Annotated in this window: 17 protein-coding genes; 5 read left to right on the top strand and 12 right to left on the bottom strand. The window is 71.8% G+C overall.

All coding sequences use genetic code 11. From position 1 onward, the window contains the following. Positions 1–80 precede the first annotated feature (80 nt). Together OG230_RS01305 and OG230_RS01300 are read right to left on the bottom strand one after the other, a co-directional pair. Positions 81–581, bottom strand: coding sequence for an O-acetyl-ADP-ribose deacetylase (locus tag OG230_RS01305; RefSeq protein WP_328908259.1), 501 nt, complete (start codon positions 579–581; stop codon positions 81–83). A gap of 84 nt (positions 582–665) precedes the next feature. Next, on the bottom strand, positions 666–1,613 hold the full coding sequence (locus tag OG230_RS01300; protein WP_328908258.1) for a GlxA family transcriptional regulator: 948 nt from the start codon (positions 1,611–1,613) through the stop codon (positions 666–668). Between the two features lie 97 nt (positions 1,614–1,710). On the opposite strand from OG230_RS01300, the gene OG230_RS01295 reads away from it, so the two are divergent. Next, the gene (locus tag OG230_RS01295) at positions 1,711–2,742 is read left to right on the top strand and encodes a saccharopine dehydrogenase family protein (protein WP_328908257.1); all 1,032 of its coding nucleotides are present in this window, start codon (positions 1,711–1,713) and stop codon (positions 2,740–2,742) included. Positions 2,743–2,931: 189 nt separating this feature from the next. Here OG230_RS01295 and OG230_RS01290 read toward each other — a convergent pair whose 3' ends face one another. From OG230_RS01290 to OG230_RS01255, 8 genes are all read right to left on the bottom strand, one after another. Beyond that, positions 2,932–4,725: a sulfatase gene (locus OG230_RS01290; RefSeq protein ID WP_328908256.1), complete on the bottom strand. Its 1,794-nt coding sequence runs from the start codon at positions 4,723–4,725 to the stop codon at positions 2,932–2,934. After that, positions 4,722–5,699, bottom strand: a complete 978-nt coding sequence (locus OG230_RS01285) for a formylglycine-generating enzyme family protein (protein WP_443051472.1) — start codon at positions 5,697–5,699, stop codon at positions 4,722–4,724. The genes OG230_RS01290 and OG230_RS01285 overlap by 4 nt, the downstream gene beginning before the upstream one ends. Next, a complete protein-coding gene (locus OG230_RS01280) occupies positions 5,696–7,552 on the bottom strand; it encodes an ABC transporter ATP-binding protein (RefSeq protein ID WP_328908255.1) in 1,857 nt (618 codons plus the stop codon). The genes OG230_RS01285 and OG230_RS01280 overlap by 4 nt, the downstream gene beginning before the upstream one ends. Then, complete coding sequence (locus tag OG230_RS01275) at positions 7,549–8,451, bottom strand: ABC transporter permease (protein WP_328908254.1); 903 nt, start codon at positions 8,449–8,451, stop codon at positions 7,549–7,551. Before OG230_RS01275 ends, OG230_RS01280 begins: the two co-directional genes overlap by 4 nt. A gap of 5 nt (positions 8,452–8,456) precedes the next feature. Then, positions 8,457–9,401, bottom strand: a complete 945-nt coding sequence (locus tag OG230_RS01270) for an ABC transporter permease (RefSeq protein WP_328908253.1) — start codon at positions 9,399–9,401, stop codon at positions 8,457–8,459. Position 9,402: 1 nt separating this feature from the next. Then, positions 9,403–10,995 (bottom strand): ABC transporter substrate-binding protein, encoded by a 1,593-nt coding sequence (locus OG230_RS01265; protein WP_328908252.1) that lies wholly within the window; start codon positions 10,993–10,995, stop codon positions 9,403–9,405. Positions 10,996–11,359: 364 nt separating this feature from the next. Further along, positions 11,360–11,443, bottom strand: coding sequence for a putative leader peptide (locus OG230_RS01260; RefSeq protein WP_328911642.1), 84 nt, complete (start codon positions 11,441–11,443; stop codon positions 11,360–11,362). 88 nt (positions 11,444–11,531) lie between these two features. Then, on the bottom strand, positions 11,532–12,737 hold the full coding sequence (locus OG230_RS01255) for an ROK family transcriptional regulator (RefSeq protein ID WP_328908251.1): 1,206 nt from the start codon (positions 12,735–12,737) through the stop codon (positions 11,532–11,534). Between the two features lie 519 nt (positions 12,738–13,256). Between OG230_RS01255 and OG230_RS01250 the strand changes: the two genes are divergently transcribed. Together OG230_RS01250 and OG230_RS01245 are read left to right on the top strand one after the other, a co-directional pair. After that, complete coding sequence (locus OG230_RS01250; protein ID WP_328908250.1) at positions 13,257–14,216, top strand: TauD/TfdA dioxygenase family protein; 960 nt, start codon at positions 13,257–13,259, stop codon at positions 14,214–14,216. Then, entirely contained in the window at positions 14,213–15,673 is a 1,461-nt protein-coding gene (locus OG230_RS01245) for a sulfatase-like hydrolase/transferase (protein WP_328908249.1), read from the top strand. Before OG230_RS01250 ends, OG230_RS01245 begins: the two co-directional genes overlap by 4 nt. Positions 15,674–15,846: 173 nt before the next feature. On the opposite strand, the gene OG230_RS01240 is transcribed toward OG230_RS01245, so the two are convergent. Further along, positions 15,847–16,509: a response regulator transcription factor gene (locus tag OG230_RS01240; RefSeq protein ID WP_328908248.1), complete on the bottom strand. Its 663-nt coding sequence runs from the start codon at positions 16,507–16,509 to the stop codon at positions 15,847–15,849. After that, positions 16,506–17,630 (bottom strand): sensor histidine kinase, encoded by a 1,125-nt coding sequence (locus tag OG230_RS01235; RefSeq protein ID WP_328908247.1) that lies wholly within the window; start codon positions 17,628–17,630, stop codon positions 16,506–16,508. The genes OG230_RS01240 and OG230_RS01235 overlap by 4 nt, the downstream gene beginning before the upstream one ends. 229 nt (positions 17,631–17,859) lie before the next feature. On the opposite strand from OG230_RS01235, the gene OG230_RS01230 reads away from it, so the two are divergent. Both OG230_RS01230 and OG230_RS01225 read left to right on the top strand, forming a co-directional pair. Then, positions 17,860–18,306 (top strand): DUF6223 family protein, encoded by a 447-nt coding sequence (locus tag OG230_RS01230; protein ID WP_328908246.1) that lies wholly within the window; start codon positions 17,860–17,862, stop codon positions 18,304–18,306. A gap of 53 nt (positions 18,307–18,359) precedes the next feature. Beyond that, positions 18,360–19,148, top strand: coding sequence for an MBL fold metallo-hydrolase (locus OG230_RS01225; protein ID WP_328908245.1), 789 nt, complete (start codon positions 18,360–18,362; stop codon positions 19,146–19,148). The last annotated feature ends 257 nt before the right edge of the window (positions 19,149–19,405 follow it).

Below are 19,405 nucleotides of genomic sequence, written 5' to 3'. Positions count from 1 at the left end.
CAGTCTAAACGGGACATTGTGCTGCCGGGTCGGGGCCTTTCGGACGCAGGACGGGGCCCTGGACGGGCCCCGTGGAGCGGTCAGGAGAGGGCGGACGTCAGCAGGTCGTGGGACTGCTGGTCGAAGGCTACGAGCCTGACCAGTTCCACGTGTGCCGGCGAGGACCGGAGTGTCCTGACGGCGATCCGGGCTGCCCGTTCCGCCGGGAACCCGTAGATGCCGGTGGAGATCGCCGGGAAGGCGATGCTCGTGGCGCCCAGTTCGTCGGCGACCTCCAGGCAGCGCCGGTAGCAGGAGGCGAGGGTCTCGTCCTCGCCGTGCGCGCCGCCCTTCCACACCGGGCCGACGGTATGGATGACGTGCTTGACCGGCGGGTCGAGGTCGAAGGCCGGAGTCGCCACGGCCTCGCCGGGTGGACAGGGAGCCAGCGCGGCGCCCGCGCTCGCGAGACGTCGGCCTGCCGCCCGGTGAATGGCGCCGTCCACACCGCCTCCGCCCATCAGCGACTCGTTCGCCGCGTTGACGATGGCGTCCGTGTCCTGAAGTGTGATGTCACCCTGCACGATCTCGATCGCAGCCATGCCGCGATGATGCCACCGGCGGGGCGGCTGCCGTCGACGGCGCAGGACATTGGAGTGAACGCGCGGGCGCCGTACCCGTCCCGGTCAGGCGGGTTCCTTGCTGCGGAACGAGCGCCGATAGCTGTCGGGCGGCACCCCGACGACCCTTTTGAACTGGCGCCGAAGTGTCGTGGCGGTGCCCATGCCGGTCGCGACCGCCACCGACTCGATGCTCTTGTCGGTGGCCTCCAGCAGTTCCTGGGCGCGACGCACGCGCTGGGTCAGGAGCCACTGGATCGGAGTCTGGCCCATCACCGAGCGGAACTGCCGTCCGAGATTGCGCGGGCTCGTGTTCGCCTTCCGCGCCATGTCGGTCACCGTCAGCGGCTGGTCCAGTCGCTGCTGGACCCAGGCGAGCACGTGGGCGAGCACGTGGTCGCCCGAAACCTGCACGGGCGTGGATACGAACTGGGCCTGACCGCCCGGGCGATGGGGCGGCATGACGAGCCGGCGCGCGACGGAGTTGGCTATCGCGGCGCCGTGGTCCAGATGGACCAGGTGGAGGCAGAGGTCCACGGCGGCGGCCTTGCCCGCGGCGGTGAGCACACTGCCGTTGTCCGTGTACAGCACGTCCGGATCGACCAGGGCCTTCGGGTGACGTGCGCTCAACTCCGCCGCATGGGCCCAGTGGGTGGTGGCCCGGCGCCCGTCCAGCAGGCCCGCGGCACCGAGTACGAACGCTCCGGTGCACAGCGAGGCCACTCGGGCCCCCGACTCGTGGGCCGCACGCACGGCTTCGATCAGCTCGGGCGGCGGCGGGTCGTCGATGTCGACGCACGCGGGAACGATCACCGTGTCGGCGCCTGCCACCTGGTCGAGCCCGTGGTCGGGCTCGACCACGAACGGGCCCACCCGGACCGGACCTGGCCCGCAGAGCTGGACGTCGTACCAGCCCTGCGTGGCCTCGCGCGGCGGGTTGCCGAAGATCTCGTAGGCCACCGCCAGTTCGAAGTGCAGCAGGTGACCGGCCGTCAGCAGTGCGACAGTTGGCATGTCCGAAAGTGTACGGGTGCTGTCCTTCCGGACCATCACGGTCTGATCCTTTCGCGCCCAGACTGGACTCATCGGAACAACGAGAACGGGGAACACGATGAGCACGACGGCTGCAGTAGTGGTTTACGGGGCGACAGGTCACACCGGTCGATTCGTCGTCGCCGAACTTCGGAGGCGTGGGCTCGCCACTGTCGTCTCCGGCCGCAACGCCGCCCAGTTGGAGGAGCTGGCAGCCGAGTATCCCGGCGTGGAGGTACGGCCGGCCACCGTGGACGACGAGGGCGCGCTGGACCGTGCCCTCGCCGGTGCGGCGGCTGTCATCAACTGCGCCGGGCCGTTCGCGGTGACCGGAGGCCCGGTCATCGAGGCAGCCCTGCGCGCGGGGATCCCGTACGTCGACGTCGCCGCGGAGATCGAGGCGAACGCCGCGGTGTTCGCCGACTACGCGGAAGCGGCCGGGAAGGCGGAGACCGCCGTGGTGCCGGCGATGGCCTTCTACGGCGGTCTGGGCGACCTGCTCGTGACGGCGGCGATGGGGGAGTGGACCGCCGCCGACTCGGTGGATGTCGCGTACGGGCTGACCAGTTGGCACCCCACGGCGGGGACCCGGGCCGCCGGTCAGGTGTCCCACGAGCGTCGGGCGGGCCGCCGGGTGCGCTTCGCGGACGGCGTGCTGCAGTACCACGACGACGAGGCATCGCAGCAGGACTGGGAGTTCCCGGAGCCGCTGGGCCGGCGCGCGGTGTTCTCGGAGTTCACCATGGCCGACGTCGTCACCGTCCCCAGTCACCTGGCGGTGCCCGCGGTCCGGACCCACATGGCCGTCGAAGCCGCGCGTGACCTGGCCGGGCAGGATACTCCCGCGCCGGAGGCGGTCGACGAGCTGGGGCGGTCGGACCAGATGTTCGTCGTCGACGTCCTGGTGCGGGCGGACGGTGTCGAGCGGCGTGCCACGGCCCGCGGCCAGGACATCTACGCGGTCACGGCACCCCTGGTGGTGGAGGCCGTCCAGCGCATCCTGGCCGGAGACACGCGGGCGGTGGGCGTCGCCTCGGCCGGCGCGATGTTCGACGCGGCGGACTTCCTGCGCTCGCTCGCGCCTCACGTCTCCGTCGAACTCCCGGGCTGACGGCCACCCCGGTCTAGGGCCCGTCGTCAAACTGACGTCTGCCGCGCGGTGTCTGGCACGCACGCTCGCGGCGTTGCCGACATGTCCTAGTAGCTCCGCTACGAGGACATCCCGGCGCCTTGCGATCGCACGCACCAGACACCGCGCGGCCCGGCCTTCGGCCGAACGACGGCAGTTTGACGACAGGCCCTAGGGCCTGGCGTCGTCGTGCGCCGGGAACAGCCGCGCCAGTTCGTCGGCGAGCGCGGTGAGTTGACTCCGCCCCGGGTGCCCGGCGAAGCCTGCGATCTGGAGCAGGGTGCCGCCGCCCCGGACGGTCAGCAGCTCGGTGTCGAGCAGCCCGGGAACGATCCGGCGGATCGCCTCGGCGGCGGCGGGTTCGGCCAGGAGCCGCGCCAGCGGGGTACGGAGGTTCAGCGCTCCTTCGGTGAACTCGTCCGAGCGCGGGGCGGGTTCGCGGGCCGCTTCGCCGGCCTCGCGCTGGGCGGCCACCAACAGATGGACCTCGCCGACGTCCTCCGGATCGTGCGGGACGCCCAGTCGCTCGTACTGCTCGGCGGGCGCATCGCCCGCCCGCAGCCGCTCCACCAGGAGTCGGATCATCCGCAGCTCCACGGTGTCGTCGACGAGCGGCTTCTCCTGGCGCGGGTCGCTCTCCAGGTCGAAGAGCAGGGTGCCGAACCGCTGGGGGCCGAGCAGGGGTGAGGGCTGGGCGGCGATCTTGAGGGTGCGTACGCCCTTGGTGAAGGCGAACGGCTCCGCGAGGGTGAGGCCGGAGAGTTCCTCGGGGGTGAAGCGGCCCCGGATCCGGGTGGGCATCAGGGTGTGTTCGAACAGGGGCCGGTTGCGGTCGTCGTGACAGGACCGCATGTAGACGTACCGTCCGTCGGTCACGTTCACATGGCCTCCGAACATGCCGAACAGGGCTGAGTCCCGGGGCTGTTCGACATCCCGGAGCGGGCGTCCCTGCATGTCCGGAGTGCGGTCGGCGCCGAAGAAGTCGAGGAGGGTCGGCGCGAGATCGATGGTCTGGACGAGGGTGCCGTCGCGGCTTCCGGCCCGGTCCGGGCGGCGCGGATCGTGGACGAAGAGAGGGGTGTGGACCAGCTCGTTGTACCAGGGCTGGACGACCTTCGCCCACCAGCCCTTCTCGCCCAGCAGATAGCCGTGGTCGGTGCAGACGACGAGCATCGTGTCGTCCCACAGGTCGTGCGCGTCCATCGCGTCGAGGACCCGGCCGAGGGAGTGGTCGCACATCGAGAGCAGTGCGGCGTACTCGTAACGGGCGTGCGCCTCCTGGTCCTTCGTCTCGGTGACCCGGTTGTAGTCCGGCCAGTCGAAGTGCGGCCCCGTGTAGTCGTGCGGGTAGAGGTCCTTGTAGTGGTCCTGGGTGAAGAACGGCTCGTGCGGGTCGAAGGTCTCGATCTGGACGAACCAGTTGTCCTCGGCATGATTGGTGCGCAGGAACGCGAGCCCGGCATCGAAGGTGAGGGTCTGCGGCTGCTTCGCCTCGGTGTCCAGGTACTGGCGGTTGACCCAGTCCTGACGCCACAGGTCGTTGCGGGTGGCGCGCAGATCGTCGGGGACCTCGGGATCGGCCACCTGCCCCTTCCAGGCGTCGCCCTCCTGCCCCCGGAAGAACTCCCAGGAGTTGTACCGGCCGTGGTAGGTCGCGCCGCCGTCCTCCCAGTAGTGCTGGTGGTCGCTGACGAGGTGGGTGTAGACGCCGTGCCGCTTGAGGATCTCGGGCATCGAGTCGTCGAACGGCTCCAGCGGTCCCCAGCCCCGGTGCAGGAAGTTGTGTCGCCCGGTGTGCAGTTCGCGGCGGGCCGGCATGCACGGCATGGAGCCCGCGTAGCAGGTGTCGTAGGTGACCGTCCGGTCGGCCAGCCGCCGGAAGTTCGGGGCGTGGATCCAGTCGGCGCCGTAGGGCGGCAGCAGGTGCCGGTTGAGGCTGTCGAACATCACCATGACGGCCTTCACGGGGTGGTACGTCCTTCCGGAGCGAGGGGCGCTGCGAGGTCGCGGGCACAGCGGAATCCGCCGTGGCCGGTCGAGGAGTCGGGGGTGTTGTGGGAGCGGGCGGCCACCCGGTAGCGGTTGCAGTACGAGGCGTGGCACAGGTAGGAGCCGCCCCGGATGACACGTTCGCCCGGCCCGGAGGTGTCGGCGCACCACTCCCAGACGTTGCCCGAGACGTTGAACAGGCCGTAGCCGTTGGGTTCGTACGCGGTCACCGGCACCGTGCCGGTACGGCCCCCGGGCCGGTCCGAGCGGTGCGGGAAGTGGCCCTGCCAGGTGTTGCACATCTCGCGTCCATCGGGAGTGAAGTCGTCGCCCCACGGATAGCGGGCGCCGTCCCTGCCGCCCCGGGCCGCGTACTCCCATTCGGCCTCGGTGGGCAGCCGGAGGCCGGCCCAGTCGCAGTAGGCGCGGGCGTCGTCGTGCGAGATGTGGACGACCGGATGGTCGGCCCGGTCCGCGAGCCCGGAACCCGGACCCTCCGGCGCGTCCCAGAACGCCCCCGCCACCCCCAGCCACCAGGGGGCACCGGGGACCTGCCCGAGGACGTGGGACGCGGCCGCAGGGTGGAGGAGCTGGTGGAACACGAAGGAACTGCCGTGGCGCTCCGCGTCGGTGAGGTATCCGGTGGCGTCCGCGAAGGCCGCCCAGGCCTCGTTGGTGACGGCGGTGGTGTCGATGGCGAACGGCGCCACGGTCACCTCGCGCACCGGCCCCTCGTGGTCCGCGTGGTACCCCTCGCCGAAGGCGTCGCCCATCCGGAAGGCACCACCGGGCAGTTCGGCCATCGCCCGGTGCGCGGGAGCGTACGGTTCGCCGCCGTGGCGTACGGCGGGAAGGTCCGCCGGAGCCACCCGGCGTACGGTGGGCAGGCCCAGCAGCTCCGTACCCGCTCCGCCCGTGCAGGCGCGCCCCGGCGCGCAGCACGCCTTCACGCGGGAACTCCCGTCTTCCGGGCCGGCGGAAGCACCGGGATCCGGGGTACGGGCTCCGGCACCGCGGCCAGCAGGGCGCGGGTGTACGGATCCCGGGGGTTCTCGCAGACCTCGTCCGCGCTGCCGGTCTCCACGATCCGGCCCCGGTGCATCACCGCGATGCGGTGGCTGACCTGACGCACGACGGCGAGGTCGTGCGCGATGAAGACCAGCGCGAGTCCCAGGTCACGCTGGAGATCGGTGAGGAGCCCGACGATCTGTGCCTGGACGGAGACGTCGAGCGCGGAGACGGGTTCGTCGCAGATGAGGACGGACGGTTCGGGGGCGAGTGCGCGGGCGATGCCGATGCGCTGGCGCTGCCCGCCGGAGAAGGAGCGCGGATGCCGGTCGGCGACGGCCGGGTCGAGCCCCGCCCGGCGCAGTAGCTCCGCCACGCGCCGCTCCCGTTCGCTCCGGTCGCCCGTACCGAAGGCGATCAGGGGCTCGGCGACGATCTCGCCCACCGTCATCCGCGGGTTGAGCGAGGCGTACGGGTCCTGGAACACCATCTGGACCTGGCGGCGCACCGCGTGCAGCTCGCGGCGCGACGGCCGGGTGACGTCCTCGCCCCGCAGCCGCACCGTGCCGCCGTCCGCGGGATGGGCGTGTGCCAGGACCCGTGCCAGGGTGGACTTCCCGGAGCCGGACTCGCCGACGATGCCGAGGGTCTCCCCGGCGGCGAGGGTCAGGGACACTCCGTCGAGCGCGGGGAGCCCGCGCCCGCGGAGCCCGCGCCGCTTGTACGTCTTGTGCAGCCCCTCGGCCTCCAGGACGACGGCCCCGGGTACGGGACGGTCGATGCGGGTGGGCGGAGCGGGCGTGGGCAGGGGTGCGGTGCGCCCGGCCGCGGGGAGGCAGGCCACGGCGACCCCGTCCGCGACCCGGGTGAGCGGCGGTGTCCCGGTACGGCAGCGGTCCTCGACGAGCGTGCAGCGGTCGGCGAAGGCGCAGCCCTCACCCAGCAGTGTGAGGTCGGGCGGACTGCCGGGAATGCCCGTGAGCCGCGTACCGGAAGGGCTGGACAGACGAGGAACAGCGGCGAGCAGACCCGCGGTGTACGGGTGGCGAGGACGGGTGAGGACCTCGGCGGTGGGCCCGTCCTCGACGACCGTGCCGCCGTACATGACCAGGACACGTTCGCAGGCGCGGGCGACGACGCCCATGTTGTGCGTGATGAGGACCAGGGCGGTGCCGGTCTCCCGGTTGAGGTCGGCCAGCAGGGTGAGGATCTGGTCCTGGACGGTGGCGTCGAGCGCCGTCGTCGGTTCGTCGGCGAGAAGGATGTCGGGCTCACCGGCCAGGGCCATGGCGATGAGGATGCGCTGACGCTGGCCGCCGGAGAACTGATGGGGATGGTCGTCCGCACGGCGGTGCGGATCGGGAATGCCGACCCGGTCGAGGAGTTCCACCACACGGGCCCGGCGCGCCGACCGGTCGTGGTTCCCGTGGGCGCGCAGGACCTCGTCGAGATGGCGGCCGGCCGTCAGGACGGGGTTCAGCGCCGTCATCGGGTCCTGGAAGATCATTCCGATGCGGGCACCGCGCACCGCCCGCAGCTCCTCCTCCCCGGCGGCGGCCAGGTCCCGGCCCTCCAGCCGGACCGAGCCGGTGGTGATGCGCCCGGTGCCGGGCAGCATGCGCGTCAGAGCGAGAGCGGTGGTGGACTTGCCGGAGCCGGACTCGCCGACGACGGCCAGTGTCTCGCCGCGACGCAGGCCGAACGAGACTCCGTGCACGGCACGCAGGGCCGAGCCGTCCGGGGCGGTGAACTCGACGCCGAGGTTACGGACCTGCAGCAGCTCCTGTGCGGTCATCGTCGTATCTCCCGGTTGAGCGCCTCGGCGACGAGCGACAGGCCGAGGACGAGCGCGGTCACGGTGATCAGAGGGCCCGCCGCGAAATGGGGGGCCTGGGCGAGATAGGGCATGGACTGGCTCAGTACGGCTCCGAGGGTGGGTTCCGGCGGCCGTACACCCACGCCGAGGAAGCTCATCGCACCCTCGATGAAGACGGCGACGGTCAGCGACACGGCGATCTGGACGACGAGCGGGTCAGCGGCGTTGGGCAGGATGTGCCGCACCAGCACCCGGGGGCCCGAACTGCCCCCGACCCGGGCGGCGGTGACGTACTCGCGTTCCCGCTGGACGAGGATTCCGCCGCGCAGCAGCCGGCCGAAGACCGGGATCTCGGCGAGCGCGATGACGAGGACGACGGGGAGCCGGCCGGGGCCGAGGATCGCGGTGACGGCGAGCGCGAGAATCAGGCCGGGGAAGGCGAGAAGGAGGTCGAAGATCCGTTGGACGACGGTGTCGGCGACCGGGTGCGCGGCGGCGACGAGGGCGAACAGGCAGCCGAGAACGGCACCGACGGGGACGGCGAGCGAGATGATGCCGAGGTCGGCGCGGATGCCGTACAGGAACCGGCTGAGCAGGTCCCGGCCGAGATCGTCGGTGCCGAGCGGATGTCCGGGCGTGCCGAGGGCCGCAAGACTCTGGCCGCTCTGCTCGGTGGGTCCGTGCCCGGCGAGGAGCGGTGCGAGCAGCCCGGCGAGCACGACCACACCGACGAGGGCGAGACCGGTGCGACCGCGTGCCGTGGACAGGGCCCTGCGGTACGGGTGACGACGGCCGGCCGGGCGGCGCGCCGTACGGGCGGAGGCGGCCGGGGGCGGGCCGGTGAGGAGGTCGGCGTCGGGGCCGGTGGTCGAGGTCATGGCGGTTACTCCCACCTGATCCGGGGGTCGAGCCACGCGTACACGAGGTCTGTGAGCAGCTGGACGAGGACGAAGACGGCGACCAGGAGCAGCAGGAGGTCCTGGACGACGGGGTAGTCCCTGCGGGTGAGGCCCTGTTCGGCGAGCTGGCCGAGTCCAGGCCAGGCGAAGATCGCCTCGACGAGCACGGCTCCGCCGAGCAGGTGCCCGGTCTGCATGCCGAGCAGGGTGACGACGGGCGGGAGGGCGTTCGGCAGGGCGTGCCGCCACAGCAGCCGGCGCGGTGTCACTCCGGCCGCGGTGGCGGTGCGGATGCAGTCCTCGGCCAGCGCGCGTTCGATCCCGTCCTTGAGATAGCGGCCGAGAACGGCGGCGCTGGGCAGGGCCAGGCAGAGTGCGGGCAGCAGCAGGTACTGCGCCGCGAGGTCGGGGGCGGTCAGGAAGGGGACCCGGCCGCCCGGCGGCAGCACGCCCAGGACGACGGCGAACAGCAGCACCAGGAGGACGCCGCTGACGAAGGGCGGCACGGCCAGCGCGGCGGTCGTGACCACCCGGATCGAGGTCCGGACCCAGCGCCGGGGAGAGGTGGCCCCGAGCATGCCGAAGGCCGTACCGAGCGCGATCACCAACAGCAGTGCGGCCAGAGTGAGTTCGGCGGTCGCGCCGAGCCCGTCCCCGATCAGGTCGGAGGTCTGGCCCCCGATCGCGTACGAGGGCCCGAGGTCGCCCGTCAGCAGGGAGCCGAGCCAGTGGGCGTACTGGGAGAGCAGGGGTGCGTCGAGCCCGAGCCGCTCGCGGATCGCGGCCACGGTCGCCGCGTCGGCGTCGGGGCCGGCGAGCGAGGTGGCGGGATCGCCGGGGACGAGCCGCAGGATCGCGAAGATCAGGAACGAGGCCCCGAGCAGGACGAGGAGGGCGGACGGCAGCCGCCGGAGCAGGTAGCCGCGCATGTCAGGCCAGGTAGGCGTTGTCGAGGTTCAGATACGAGAACTTGTTCAGGGTCACGCCGTGCAGCCCGTCGGCGGCCACCTGGATCTGTCCGCGGACGACGAGGTCGATGATGAATGCCTCGTCGAGCAGGATGCCGGAGATCTTCTCGTGCAGGGCGTTGGCCTCCGCCGCGCTCGACTCGCGCTTCGTCCATGCCTCCCGCACGACCTCGGTGTACTCGGCCGAGCGGTACTTGGAGGTGTTCTTCGCCTCGTTGAACGGATAGGCGCTCACGGCGAGGGTGGAGGGCTGCACCTGGGAGAAGCCGTGCCCCATGGTCCACAGGGCCGGCATGTCCTGGGAGATCAGCTTCTTCTGCCCGGTGGCCGGGTCGGTGGGCTGGAGCGTGACGTGGATCCCGACCTGCTTCAGGTCGTACTGAAGAGCTTCGGCGATCGCGGTGTCACCGGGCAACGCGAGGTGCAGCAGGGGGAGTTCGAGTGTGCGGTGCCCGGCGGACCTCAGCAGTTCCCGGGCCTTGCCGGCGTCGTGGGTGTAGTGGGTGCGGTGGGCCTCGGAGAAGGCGGGCGAGGACTTGGGCCAGGGGGCGGCAGAGGCGAGACCGTATCCGCCGAGCGCCTGAGCGAGGATCCGGTCGCGGTCGACGGCCCAGGCGATGGCCTGACGGACGGTCCGGTCGTTCAGCGGCGCGACCGCGGTGTTGACGCCGATGTACGAGGCGCCGGAACCCGTGTCGTAGTCGGTGATGGTGAGCCGGGGGTCGTTCTTGACCGTGCCGAGACTCTTGCCGGGCACGTTGAAGGAGAGCTGGGACTGACCGGAGCGCAGGGACGAGACCAGCGCGTCGGCCTGGGGTATCACCCGCAGTTCGACGCCGTCCAGGTAGGGGCGGCCGGGCTGCCAGTAGCGGTCGTTCCTGGTCAGACTCAGACCGGATCCGGGGCTCCACTTCTTGAGCGCGAACGGACCGGTGCCGTTGAGCTTCTTGCCGGTGAGAGCGTCCTCGATCGTGTCCGGATCGGTGATGATCATGAATTCGAAGAGGTCGAAGAGGTTGTTCACCGGATGCGCCAGCTTGAGCACCAGTTCGTGCTCGCCACGCTTCTCGAATCCGGTGATCGCGGCGGCCGTGCTGCGCAACTGGGCTGCCCTTACCGGGTTCTGAAGGTTCTTCACCGCGAAGACGACGTCGTCAGCGGTGAACGTGCGGCCGTTGTGGAAGGTGACGTCGTCGCGCAGCCGGAGCGTGATGCTGCGTCCGTCCTTCGCGTACGTCCAGGAGGTGGCCAGCTCGGGCTGCGGGCTGAGCCGGTCGTCGTAGCGGGTCAGGGTGTTGTAGATCAGCCGGTGCTGGTAGGACTGCCCGCTCTGGGCGAACAGCAGGCCGGGCGTGAAGTCGCTGTTGATGGCGACGCTCAGAACGCCACCGCGCTTGGGGGCTGCTCCGGCGCCCTTCGGCTCGGACGAGGACTCCGAGACCGCCGAGCGGCAGCCCGTCAGACCCAGTCCGAGAAGCAGGGCGCCGCCGCCCGCGGCGCGCAGCGTGGTGCGCCGGGTCGGTCCGGTGGACGTGGAAGGGTGCAGCTCGGTCATCGAAAGCCTGCCTGTGACGGTGAGGGAGGGCGAAGGACGGTGTAGCGGCCGTGAGAATGCGCGCATTCGTGCATTGGTTCCGCTGCGGGAGTAATAACCCGAGCGGTGCGCCGGGTTCGGAAGACGTACGGTTCCTGCGGCGTACGACTCCGGGTCGTACGGCTCAGTGGGCGTGCGGGATCAGTACGGACGGGTGCGGATGCTGCCGCCGGACGAGAAGAGGGAGAGCCCGGGCCGACGGCTCAGGCCGATACGCGGTGCGGGGAACCGGGGCAGTGGACCGCCAGGGCGCGGCGCTCCACGCGTGCCGAGTCGGCGAAGCGCTGAGGACACCCGGCAGGGCACGTCGGGAAGTCGGCCCGGGTCAGTTGTGGACGGCACAGACCGCGCTGGCCTGTCGACAGAGGTCGACATGCCTGCGGGAGACGAGGCGCAAGTCCGGGTTCACGGGAGCAATATGACAGCGGCTTCGCCGGACGGTCAACCTGCTCCGTCCGGATCCTGGAACGGGCGGTTCTCCGTCCCCGTGCGAACGGTTACCGGTCGAAGCTCGCCAAAGGGCTCCTGAACAGCGGGTTCAGGAGAATGGTGCCCGCGGCGACGGGCAGCACCGCCGTCCCGGCATACGGACTGACGATCCGCTCGGGGTCCTCGCAGACGTGCGACAGATCGACCGCCGCGCCCCGGATCTCCTCGAGGTACTCCGGGTTGACGAGGCTGGAGTGCTCGGTGACCACGACCAGATCGGGGTTGAGGACGTCGAGCAGCAGGGCAGCCGCCCGTCCGACCGCGCGGGCGCGCTCGCGCAGCAGCCGGTCCGCCCGGCGGTCACCGGCAGCCGCCGCGTCCACCACCAGGAACACGTCGGGCTCGGGCACGATTCCGCGCCGCACGGCGGTGAGCGCGACAGCCGTGTTGGAAGCCGTCGCCTCCAGGCAGCCGGACCGTCCGCAGGGGCAGAGGGCCGTCGAGTCCGGCACGGGCAGATGCGCCACGTCCCCGGCACCGGACCCCGGACCCTGGTGGACCACCCCGGCGATGCCCAGCGCGGCATCGACCACATTGCCGACGAAGAGGTGGACCAGACTGCGGCGCGCGGCGGGCCTGCCGAAGAGGATCTCGGACTGGGCGATCGCCCTGGCGTGATTGTCGACCCGGACCTCAAGTCCGCCCAGGCCACGGGTGAGTTCGGTGGCGAGCGGCCGGTGGTGCCAGCCCAGCGCGTCGTGGCGCACGGCCGTCCCCAGCGCCGGATCCACCCAGCCGCCGAGGGCGGCGCCCACCCCCAGCAGATGCCGGCCCCGGCCGGAGTCGGCCAGAAAGGCACGCAGTCCGTCGAGGATCCGGCGCGGCAGGTCCTCGGGGGCGATGCCGTCGTGCGGGAGCGCGCGGCGGGCCAGCAGCCGGCCGCGCAGGTCCACCAGTCCGAACGTCGATCCGGGCACGCCGATGTGGACGCCGCCCGCCACCGGGCCTCCGGTCTCCCCGGTGTGCAGCTCGACCGGGATCTGAGGTCTGCCCACACCGGTGCTCTCCACCAGCTCGGGCAACTCCCGTACCAGGCCGAGGCGGACGAGGTCGGTGCACTGACGGGAGACGGCGGCCGGGCTCAGACCGGACAGTGCGGCGATCGACCGGCGCGCGACAGGCCCGTGATCGAGCACCGTACGCAGCACCGTGGCGGCGTTGGCCTCGCGACGGCCGTCACCGGTCGTCCGGGAGATCTGCGGGGCAGCTGTCATGGGGGCGTTCCTTCGGGTCCTGCGACACGGAGCGGTCGCAACATTACGGCGGCGTGAAATCGCACCGGGGTTCTCGCCCGGCTCCGGGGCAGGGCGCTTTCCCCATGCCGCCTTCCAGTGGAAAACGCTGGTCAGAGGCAGTTTGACAGTGCATCGACGCAGAGGGCGGGGGCCCCGCGCAAGCGCCGATTGAACCACTGCGGGGCACCGTCGGGGGAGGGGACGCGTGCTTGACGTACGCCGCGGGGCGCTGGAAGTCTCCGAGGCATGTTCGCGACGGCCGTTCCCGATGCGCGGCCCGCCCGCGCCGGCCGCCCCGCAGCGCTTCCGGTGTGTCCGGGCCGCTGTACCGCCGCCTGACATTCCGCTCCGGCCTCACCGCCCGCGCCCATCCGGCAGATCACTCCACCACTCCACGGCTCCGCACCGTCTCTTATGCGTACCTGACGTCCGCTCGGCTCAATTACTTCCTCTCCAAGATTAATTGCCACGACCGTGGCCTCCGAAGGGAATCCCGTCATGTCGACCACCACCGCTCCCGCCTCCACCGTCACCGTCGAGAAGGTCGGCGGCCGGATCGGCGCCGTCATCTCCGGCGTGCGCCTCGGCGGCGACCTCGACCCCGGCACGGTCGCGGCCGTCAGGGCCGCACTGCTCGCCAACAAGGTCGTGTTCTTCCGCGGCCAGGACCACCTGGACGAGGACAGCCACGAGGCGTTCGGCCGCCTGCTCGGCACGCCGGTCGCCCACCCCACCGTTCCGTCCGCCGACGGCCGCTACTCGCTCGGCATCGACTCCGACCACGGCGGCCGGGCCAACCAGTGGCACACCGATGTCACCTTCGTGCCCGCCTACCCGGCCTTCTCGATCCTGCGCGCCGTCGTCATCCCGCCGTACGGCGGCAACACCCTCTGGGCGAACACCGCGGCGGCCTACTCCGGGCTCCCCGAGCCGCTGCGCGTCCTCGCCGACAGCCTGCGCGCGGTCCACTCCAACGACTACGACTACGTGGCCCTGCGCCCCGAGGCGCGCCCGGAGGCGCTCGCCCAGTACCAGAAGGTGTTCACCTCGACGAAGTTCCTCACCGAGCACCCGGTGGTGCGCGTCCACCCCGAGACCGGCGAACGCACCCTGCTCCTCGGCAACTTCGTCCAGCGCATCAGCAAGCTGACCGGCCGCGACTCGCGTGCCCTCCTCGACCTGTTCCAGGCGCACATCGAGCGCCCGGAGAACACCGTGCGCTGGCAGTGGCAGACCGGCGACGTCGCCATCTGGGACAACCGCGCCACGCAGCACTACGGCGTGGACGACTCCGACGCCCACGAGCGCAAGCTCCGCCGCGTCACCATCGACGGCGACATCCCGGTCGGTGTCGACGGCCGCTCCTCCACCCTGATCAGCCCCGAAGAGGTGCCCGACCCCGCCTTCGGCATCGCCTCCGGCGCCTCGGCGACGGCGGCCGGGAAGACCGACGCATGAGCGGCTCCTCCGACCCGGTGGGCGGCGCGCAGGTGCCGCCCGCCGGGGCAGTACCGCCCCAGGTGATCGTGGTTCTCACCGACCAGCAGCGGTGGGACACGGCCGGTGTGCACGGCAATCCGGCGGGGGTGACTCCGGAGTTCGACCGGATCGCCCGCGAGGGAACCCTGTTCGAGCAGGCGGTCACCTCCAACCCGGTCTGCGCCCCGGCACGTTCGGCCCTGCAGACCGGCCGTTTCCCCACGGCGGCGGGTGTGTTCCGCAACGGTCTGCCACTCCCGCAGGACGTCCCCACGCTCGCCGGGGAGTTCGCCCGGGCCGGATACGCGACCGGCTACATCGGCAAGTGGCACCTGGCGGGCGAGGACGGCCCGGACGGCCCGGTGCCGCCCGGCCGCCGGGGCGGTTACGAGAAGTGGCTCGCCTCGGACCGGCTCGAATTCACCTCGGACGCCTACCGCACGGTGGTGTACGACGAGGAGGGTGAGCCGGTCCGGCTTCCCGGCTACCGCTCCGACGCCCTGTTCGACGCGGCGATCCGGTTCGTGGCCGATCACCACGACCGTCCGTATCTGCTCTTCCTGTCCCTGCTGGAGCCGCACCACCAGAACCCCACCGACGACTACCCGGCCCCGGCGGGCTACCGCGAGCGGTACGAGGGCACCTGGCTGCCGCCCGACCTGGCCGCGCTCGCACCGGGCGCTCCCCAGGGGGGCGCCCACCGGCACCTGGCCGGGTACCTCGGCCAGATCAAGCGGGTCGACGAGGGGGTGGGCCGGCTGCGCGACGCGCTGCGGAGCCTCGGGACCGCGGAGAACACGGTGCTCGCGTGGACAGCGGATCACGGGTCCCACTTCCGTACCCGCAACAGCGAGTACAAGCGCTCGGCGCACGAGGCGTCCGTCCGTGTGCCGCTCGCGCTCACCGGCCCCGGCTTCACCGGCGGCGGGCTCGTACGGCAGCCGGTCGGCACGGTTGACCTGATGCCGACCCTGCTGACGGCCGCGGGCATCGCGGTACCCGACGGCGTACAGGGGCGTTCCCTGCTGCCGCTGACCGGCGGGGGACGCGATCCCGGCCGGCCAGGCTCCGCGTTCGTCCAGATCAGCGAGGACCGGGTGGGCCGCGCGGTACGTACGTCACGCTGGAAGTACGCGGTGGAGGCGCCGGGAGCGGACGCCTGGAACGACCCCGACGCGGACCGCTATACCGAGACCGAGCTGTACGACCTGGCCGCCGATCCGTACGAGCTGGACAACCTCGCCGGGCTCGCCTCGCACCGGGAGGTCGCCGACGGGCTCCGCCTGGAGCTGCTGGACTGGCTACAGCGGGTCGAGAACGTGAAACCCCGGATCGAACGGGCCGCCCCGCGCCCACCGGGCCAGCGCCGAGCGGAGTCGTTCCCGGCGGAGACGCCCTGGGAGGGGGTGCCGTTCGGTCACCGCGCCGGTCCCTGACGGGAAGCGGGTCATCCGGATGGCCCGGTCCGTCACTCTCCCGCTGCGCACGGCGCGCGGTGCGGTTCGTGGCCGAACTCGCGTGCTGGGGCCGGTCGTCAAACTGCCGTCGTTCGGCCGGCAGACGGAAGTTTGACGACCGGCCCTAGGCTGCCCCTCGACCACTCGCCGGCTCAGCGGCTCGGTGGCACGACAAGGCCGGACTCGTAGGCGAGCACGACGAGTTGGGCCCGGTCGCGGGCGTGCAGCTTGGTCATCGCCCGATTGATGTGCGTCTTCGCTGTCAGGGGGCTGATCACCATGCGGCCGGCGATCTGGTCGTTGGACAGGCCCTGCGCGACGAGCGCGACGGCCTCGCGTTCGCGGCCGGTCAGCTCCTCCAGACCCGTCGCGGAGGCCGGACGGAGCGGCTGCGTGACGTACCGGTTGATCAGCTTGCGGGTGATCGACGGGGCGAGCAGGGCGTCACCGCGCGCGGCGACACGAACGGAGTGCAGAAGGTCTTCCGGAACGATGTCCTTGACGAGGAATCCGGCTGCCCCTGCCCGCAGAGCGTGGAAGACGTACTCGTCGAAGCCGTAGTTGGTCAGGATGACGACGTGCACCCCGGCCAGATCCGGGTCGGCGGCGATGAGCCGGGTCGCCTCGATGCCGTCGAGCACCGGCATCTGGACGTCGATGAGCGCGACGTCGGGCAGATGCTGCTTCGCCAGAGCCAGGCACTCCTGCCCGTCGCCGGCCTCGGCCACCACCTCGATGTCGTCCTCGAGGTCGAGGAGCGCGCGAAATCCGCTGCGAAGCAGCGGCTGGTCGTCGACCAGCAGGACACGGATCACGGCGTCCGCTCCACGGGCAGTTCCGCGTGGACGGTGAAGCCGCCCCCGGTGCGGGGCTCCGCGTGCAGCCGGCCGCCGAGAGCGGTGACGCGTTCGCGCATGCCGAGCAGCCCGACGCCGGGTGTCGACGCAGCGGACGGCGTGGCCCGGCCGTCGTCGTCGACTCGTACGGTCAGGGCGTCGGGACCGTAGTCGATCCGTACCGACGCGGTCGTCGCGGCGGCGTGGCGGGCGATGTTGGTGAGCGATTCCTGAACGATCCGGTAGACGGTACGGTCCACCGCTGCCGGCATGTCCTGTCGGAGTCCTTCGATCGTCAGCGCCGTGTCCAGACCGGTCATGCGAGCCCTCTCCACCAGTTCCGGAACGTCGTCGAGACCGTGCGGCGGGGCCTTGTCGTCGTCACGAAGTGCCTCCAGCGTCGCCCGCAGCTCCCGGGTCGCCTCCCGGGCTGCCTGCTGGATCGCCAGCAGAGCCTCCGGCACTTCCTCGCCCCGTTTGCGGGCCACGTGGACCGCGACCTCGGACTGCACCTTGACGATCGAGATCTGGTGGACGAGCGAGTCGTGCAGTTCGCGTGCGATGTGCAGCCGCTCCTCGTCGGCGCGGCGCCGGGCGGTTTCCTCCCGGGTGCGCTCGGCCTCGTCCGCCCGCCGCTCCGCCTGGCGCAGCGCCTCGCCCGCGGCGGCGGCTGCGATCAGCCAGGCCAGTTCGAGGGCGCCCCGGGCCTGCGCGAACGCCTCGCGCGTGTCGTGCAGGGAGGCCAGAGCCGCCAGGGGGAGGGCGGCCAGCAGGGCCACGCTCGCCACTGCCGTGGCCACGCGGTGTCCGGCCCGCACGGCGGCGTACACCGCGAACAGGAACGCGACGGCCGCGACGTCGAAACCTGCCGCCTGGTAGCCCACCGCGCACAGCCCGGTGACGGCCAGGACGGGGACCGGCGCCCGCCGTCGCGCGGCCAGCGCGAGGCCGCCGGCTGCGAGCAACGCGTAGCCGATCAGGTCGAGTTGTGCGGCGGAGTGCTGCGCCGACATGCCGGTGACCAACAGCGCCGCCGCCACGCCGACCGCGATCACCCAGTCCGTGACACCGGCCGGGACCCGCGGCCGTCCTGTGCTCATGCGCGCACCCTAGCCCGAGGTCCGCCGCGGGGGAGTCCCGCCGGGGGACGAGCTGTTGCCTACCGCGCCCGCAGTACGTTCCCGACGTCTGCCGCGTACGCGGCAGGCGGGTGCGCCGTCGGCCGCAGCGCGGATTGCGTCCTCCCGCAGGACGACCGGCGGTGCGTCCGGCGACAGGATCGGAGGACATCCCGGCCTCGGAAACGAGACGCACGAAAGTAGGAGAGACATGAACTCGACACGAGCCCTGACGACGGCCCGACGCGTGGGCGCGGTGACCGGAGCCGCCTTGCTCGGGGTGTTCGTACTGACCGCACCCGCCGCCGCGCACGTCTCCGTTGCCGCCGACGGCGTAGGCAGCGGTTCGGGGCGCGTGGGCGCCATCGTGGCTGCGCTGGTGGCGCTGACCGGACTGGTCATCGGTGGGCTGGCTCTGGCCCGCGCCGCCGGTCGTATCGGGTCCGGCTCCGGCTTCGGCTCCGCGCGAGACGGTGCCCTCGTGTCCATGGTGCTGGGGCTGATGGGAGTGGCTCTCGCAGTGCTGCATCTGGCCACCTCCACCGGGGGTTTGGGCACCGGCAACGGACGAGCCGGGGCCATCGTCGCGGCCGTGCTGGGGCTGATCGGCATCGCCCTGGGAAGGGCGACTCTGGCACGCTCCCGGCGCACGGGCTGACCGACCGGCCCCACCATAATGAGTGGCGTCGACGACATACGTGGGGAGCGGGCGTGGGAGAACGACAGGGACAGGTCAGGGCGCTGCTTGACGCCACCGGCGCGTTCTTCAAGCCGGCCCGGTCGGCGTTCCCGGACGCGGACGAGACGGACTGGACGCGGGCGGCCGGCCTCGATCCGGATGCGGCGGGGCCCGATGGGGCGTGGCACCTGTCCTTCTGGTGCTTCGCGATCGCACGACCCGGCGGACGCTGGGTCCTGGTCGACGCGGGCGTCGGACCGGCCGACAGCCCGGCAGCACCCTGGTGCCCGGTACCGGGACGCCTGCCCGAAGCACTCACCGAGGCGGGCATCGCCGCAGCCGACGTGGAAGCGGTCGTGCTGACCCACCTGCACGAGGACCATGTGGGCTGGTCCCTGCGAGCAGCCGGTGAACCGTTCTTCCCGCAGGCCCGCTACATCGTCCAGCGCAGCGAGACCGAGGCCCTGGACCGTACGGATGCGGTGTGGGACTGGGTGGTCGAGCCGTTGAGGGCCCGCGGGCAGCTGCACGAGGTGTCCGGGCAGCACCGGCTCGGAGGCGGAGTGACCCTGCTGCCCACGCCCGGGCACACGCCCGGCCACCAGTCGGTCCTGGTGGAGCAGCCCGGGGGACGCGACGTGATCGTCACCGGGGACGTGCTGGTGCACGCCGTCCAATGGGGCAACCCGGCAGTCGCCTATGCCCACGAACGCGATTCGGACGCGGCCCGCGCCTCCCGTACGGCCCTGTTGACGACGGCGGCGGAGCGCAACGCGGTGCTGGCGACCGCACACCTGAACCGCCCCTTCGTGGCGCTCTGACCGGGTGCAGACGGACGGACCCGTGCGAAGGGGGGGGGAAGGTTCCTTCCCAGGATGACCTTGTCCCAGGAGGAATCCCTCCCCTTTTCATGATCCGAAGCCGGTGTGACAGTGGTCGGTGTGGCGGCCGAAGGGCAGAGCGGCTGAGCTCGGAAAGGACCGCCACCACGCGGCGTTCTGCGCCGACCGGCCCAACGCCAGGGGCGCGGCCGGCCGGACGAAGGCCATCCTGGCGTCCGGAGTCGCCGTCCAGGACC

The organism is Streptomyces sp. NBC_00234 (assembly GCF_036195325.1).
Taxonomy (GTDB): domain Bacteria; phylum Actinomycetota; class Actinomycetes; order Streptomycetales; family Streptomycetaceae; genus Streptomyces.
This window is presented reverse-complemented; position numbering and strand designations above follow the sequence as displayed.

What these genes read in the sequence shown, in the direction of transcription:
- OG230_RS01300 (WP_328908258.1), bottom strand. Translation starts at nt 1,613, where the DNA reads ATGCCAACTGTCGCACTGCTGACGGCCGGTCACCTGCTGCACTTCGAA.
- OG230_RS01245 (WP_328908249.1), top strand. Translation starts at nt 14,213, where the DNA reads ATGAGCGGCTCCTCCGACCCGGTGGGCGGCGCGCAGGTGCCGCCCGCC.
- OG230_RS01255 (WP_328908251.1), bottom strand. Translation starts at nt 12,737, where the DNA reads ATGACAGCTGCCCCGCAGATCTCCCGGACGACCGGTGACGGCCGTCGC.
- OG230_RS01270 (WP_328908253.1), bottom strand. Translation starts at nt 9,401, where the DNA reads ATGCGCGGCTACCTGCTCCGGCGGCTGCCGTCCGCCCTCCTCGTCCTG.
- OG230_RS01295 (WP_328908257.1), top strand. Translation starts at nt 1,711, where the DNA reads ATGAGCACGACGGCTGCAGTAGTGGTTTACGGGGCGACAGGTCACACC.
- OG230_RS01230 (WP_328908246.1), top strand. Translation starts at nt 17,860, where the DNA reads ATGAACTCGACACGAGCCCTGACGACGGCCCGACGCGTGGGCGCGGTG.
- OG230_RS01280 (WP_328908255.1), bottom strand. Translation starts at nt 7,552, where the DNA reads ATGACCGCACAGGAGCTGCTGCAGGTCCGTAACCTCGGCGTCGAGTTC.
- OG230_RS01235 (WP_328908247.1), bottom strand. Translation starts at nt 17,630, where the DNA reads ATGAGCACAGGACGGCCGCGGGTCCCGGCCGGTGTCACGGACTGGGTG.
- OG230_RS01250 (WP_328908250.1), top strand. Translation starts at nt 13,257, where the DNA reads ATGTCGACCACCACCGCTCCCGCCTCCACCGTCACCGTCGAGAAGGTC.
- OG230_RS01265 (WP_328908252.1), bottom strand. Translation starts at nt 10,995, where the DNA reads ATGACCGAGCTGCACCCTTCCACGTCCACCGGACCGACCCGGCGCACC.
- OG230_RS01305 (WP_328908259.1), bottom strand. Translation starts at nt 581, where the DNA reads ATGGCTGCGATCGAGATCGTGCAGGGTGACATCACACTTCAGGACACG.
- OG230_RS01275 (WP_328908254.1), bottom strand. Translation starts at nt 8,451, where the DNA reads ATGACCTCGACCACCGGCCCCGACGCCGACCTCCTCACCGGCCCGCCC.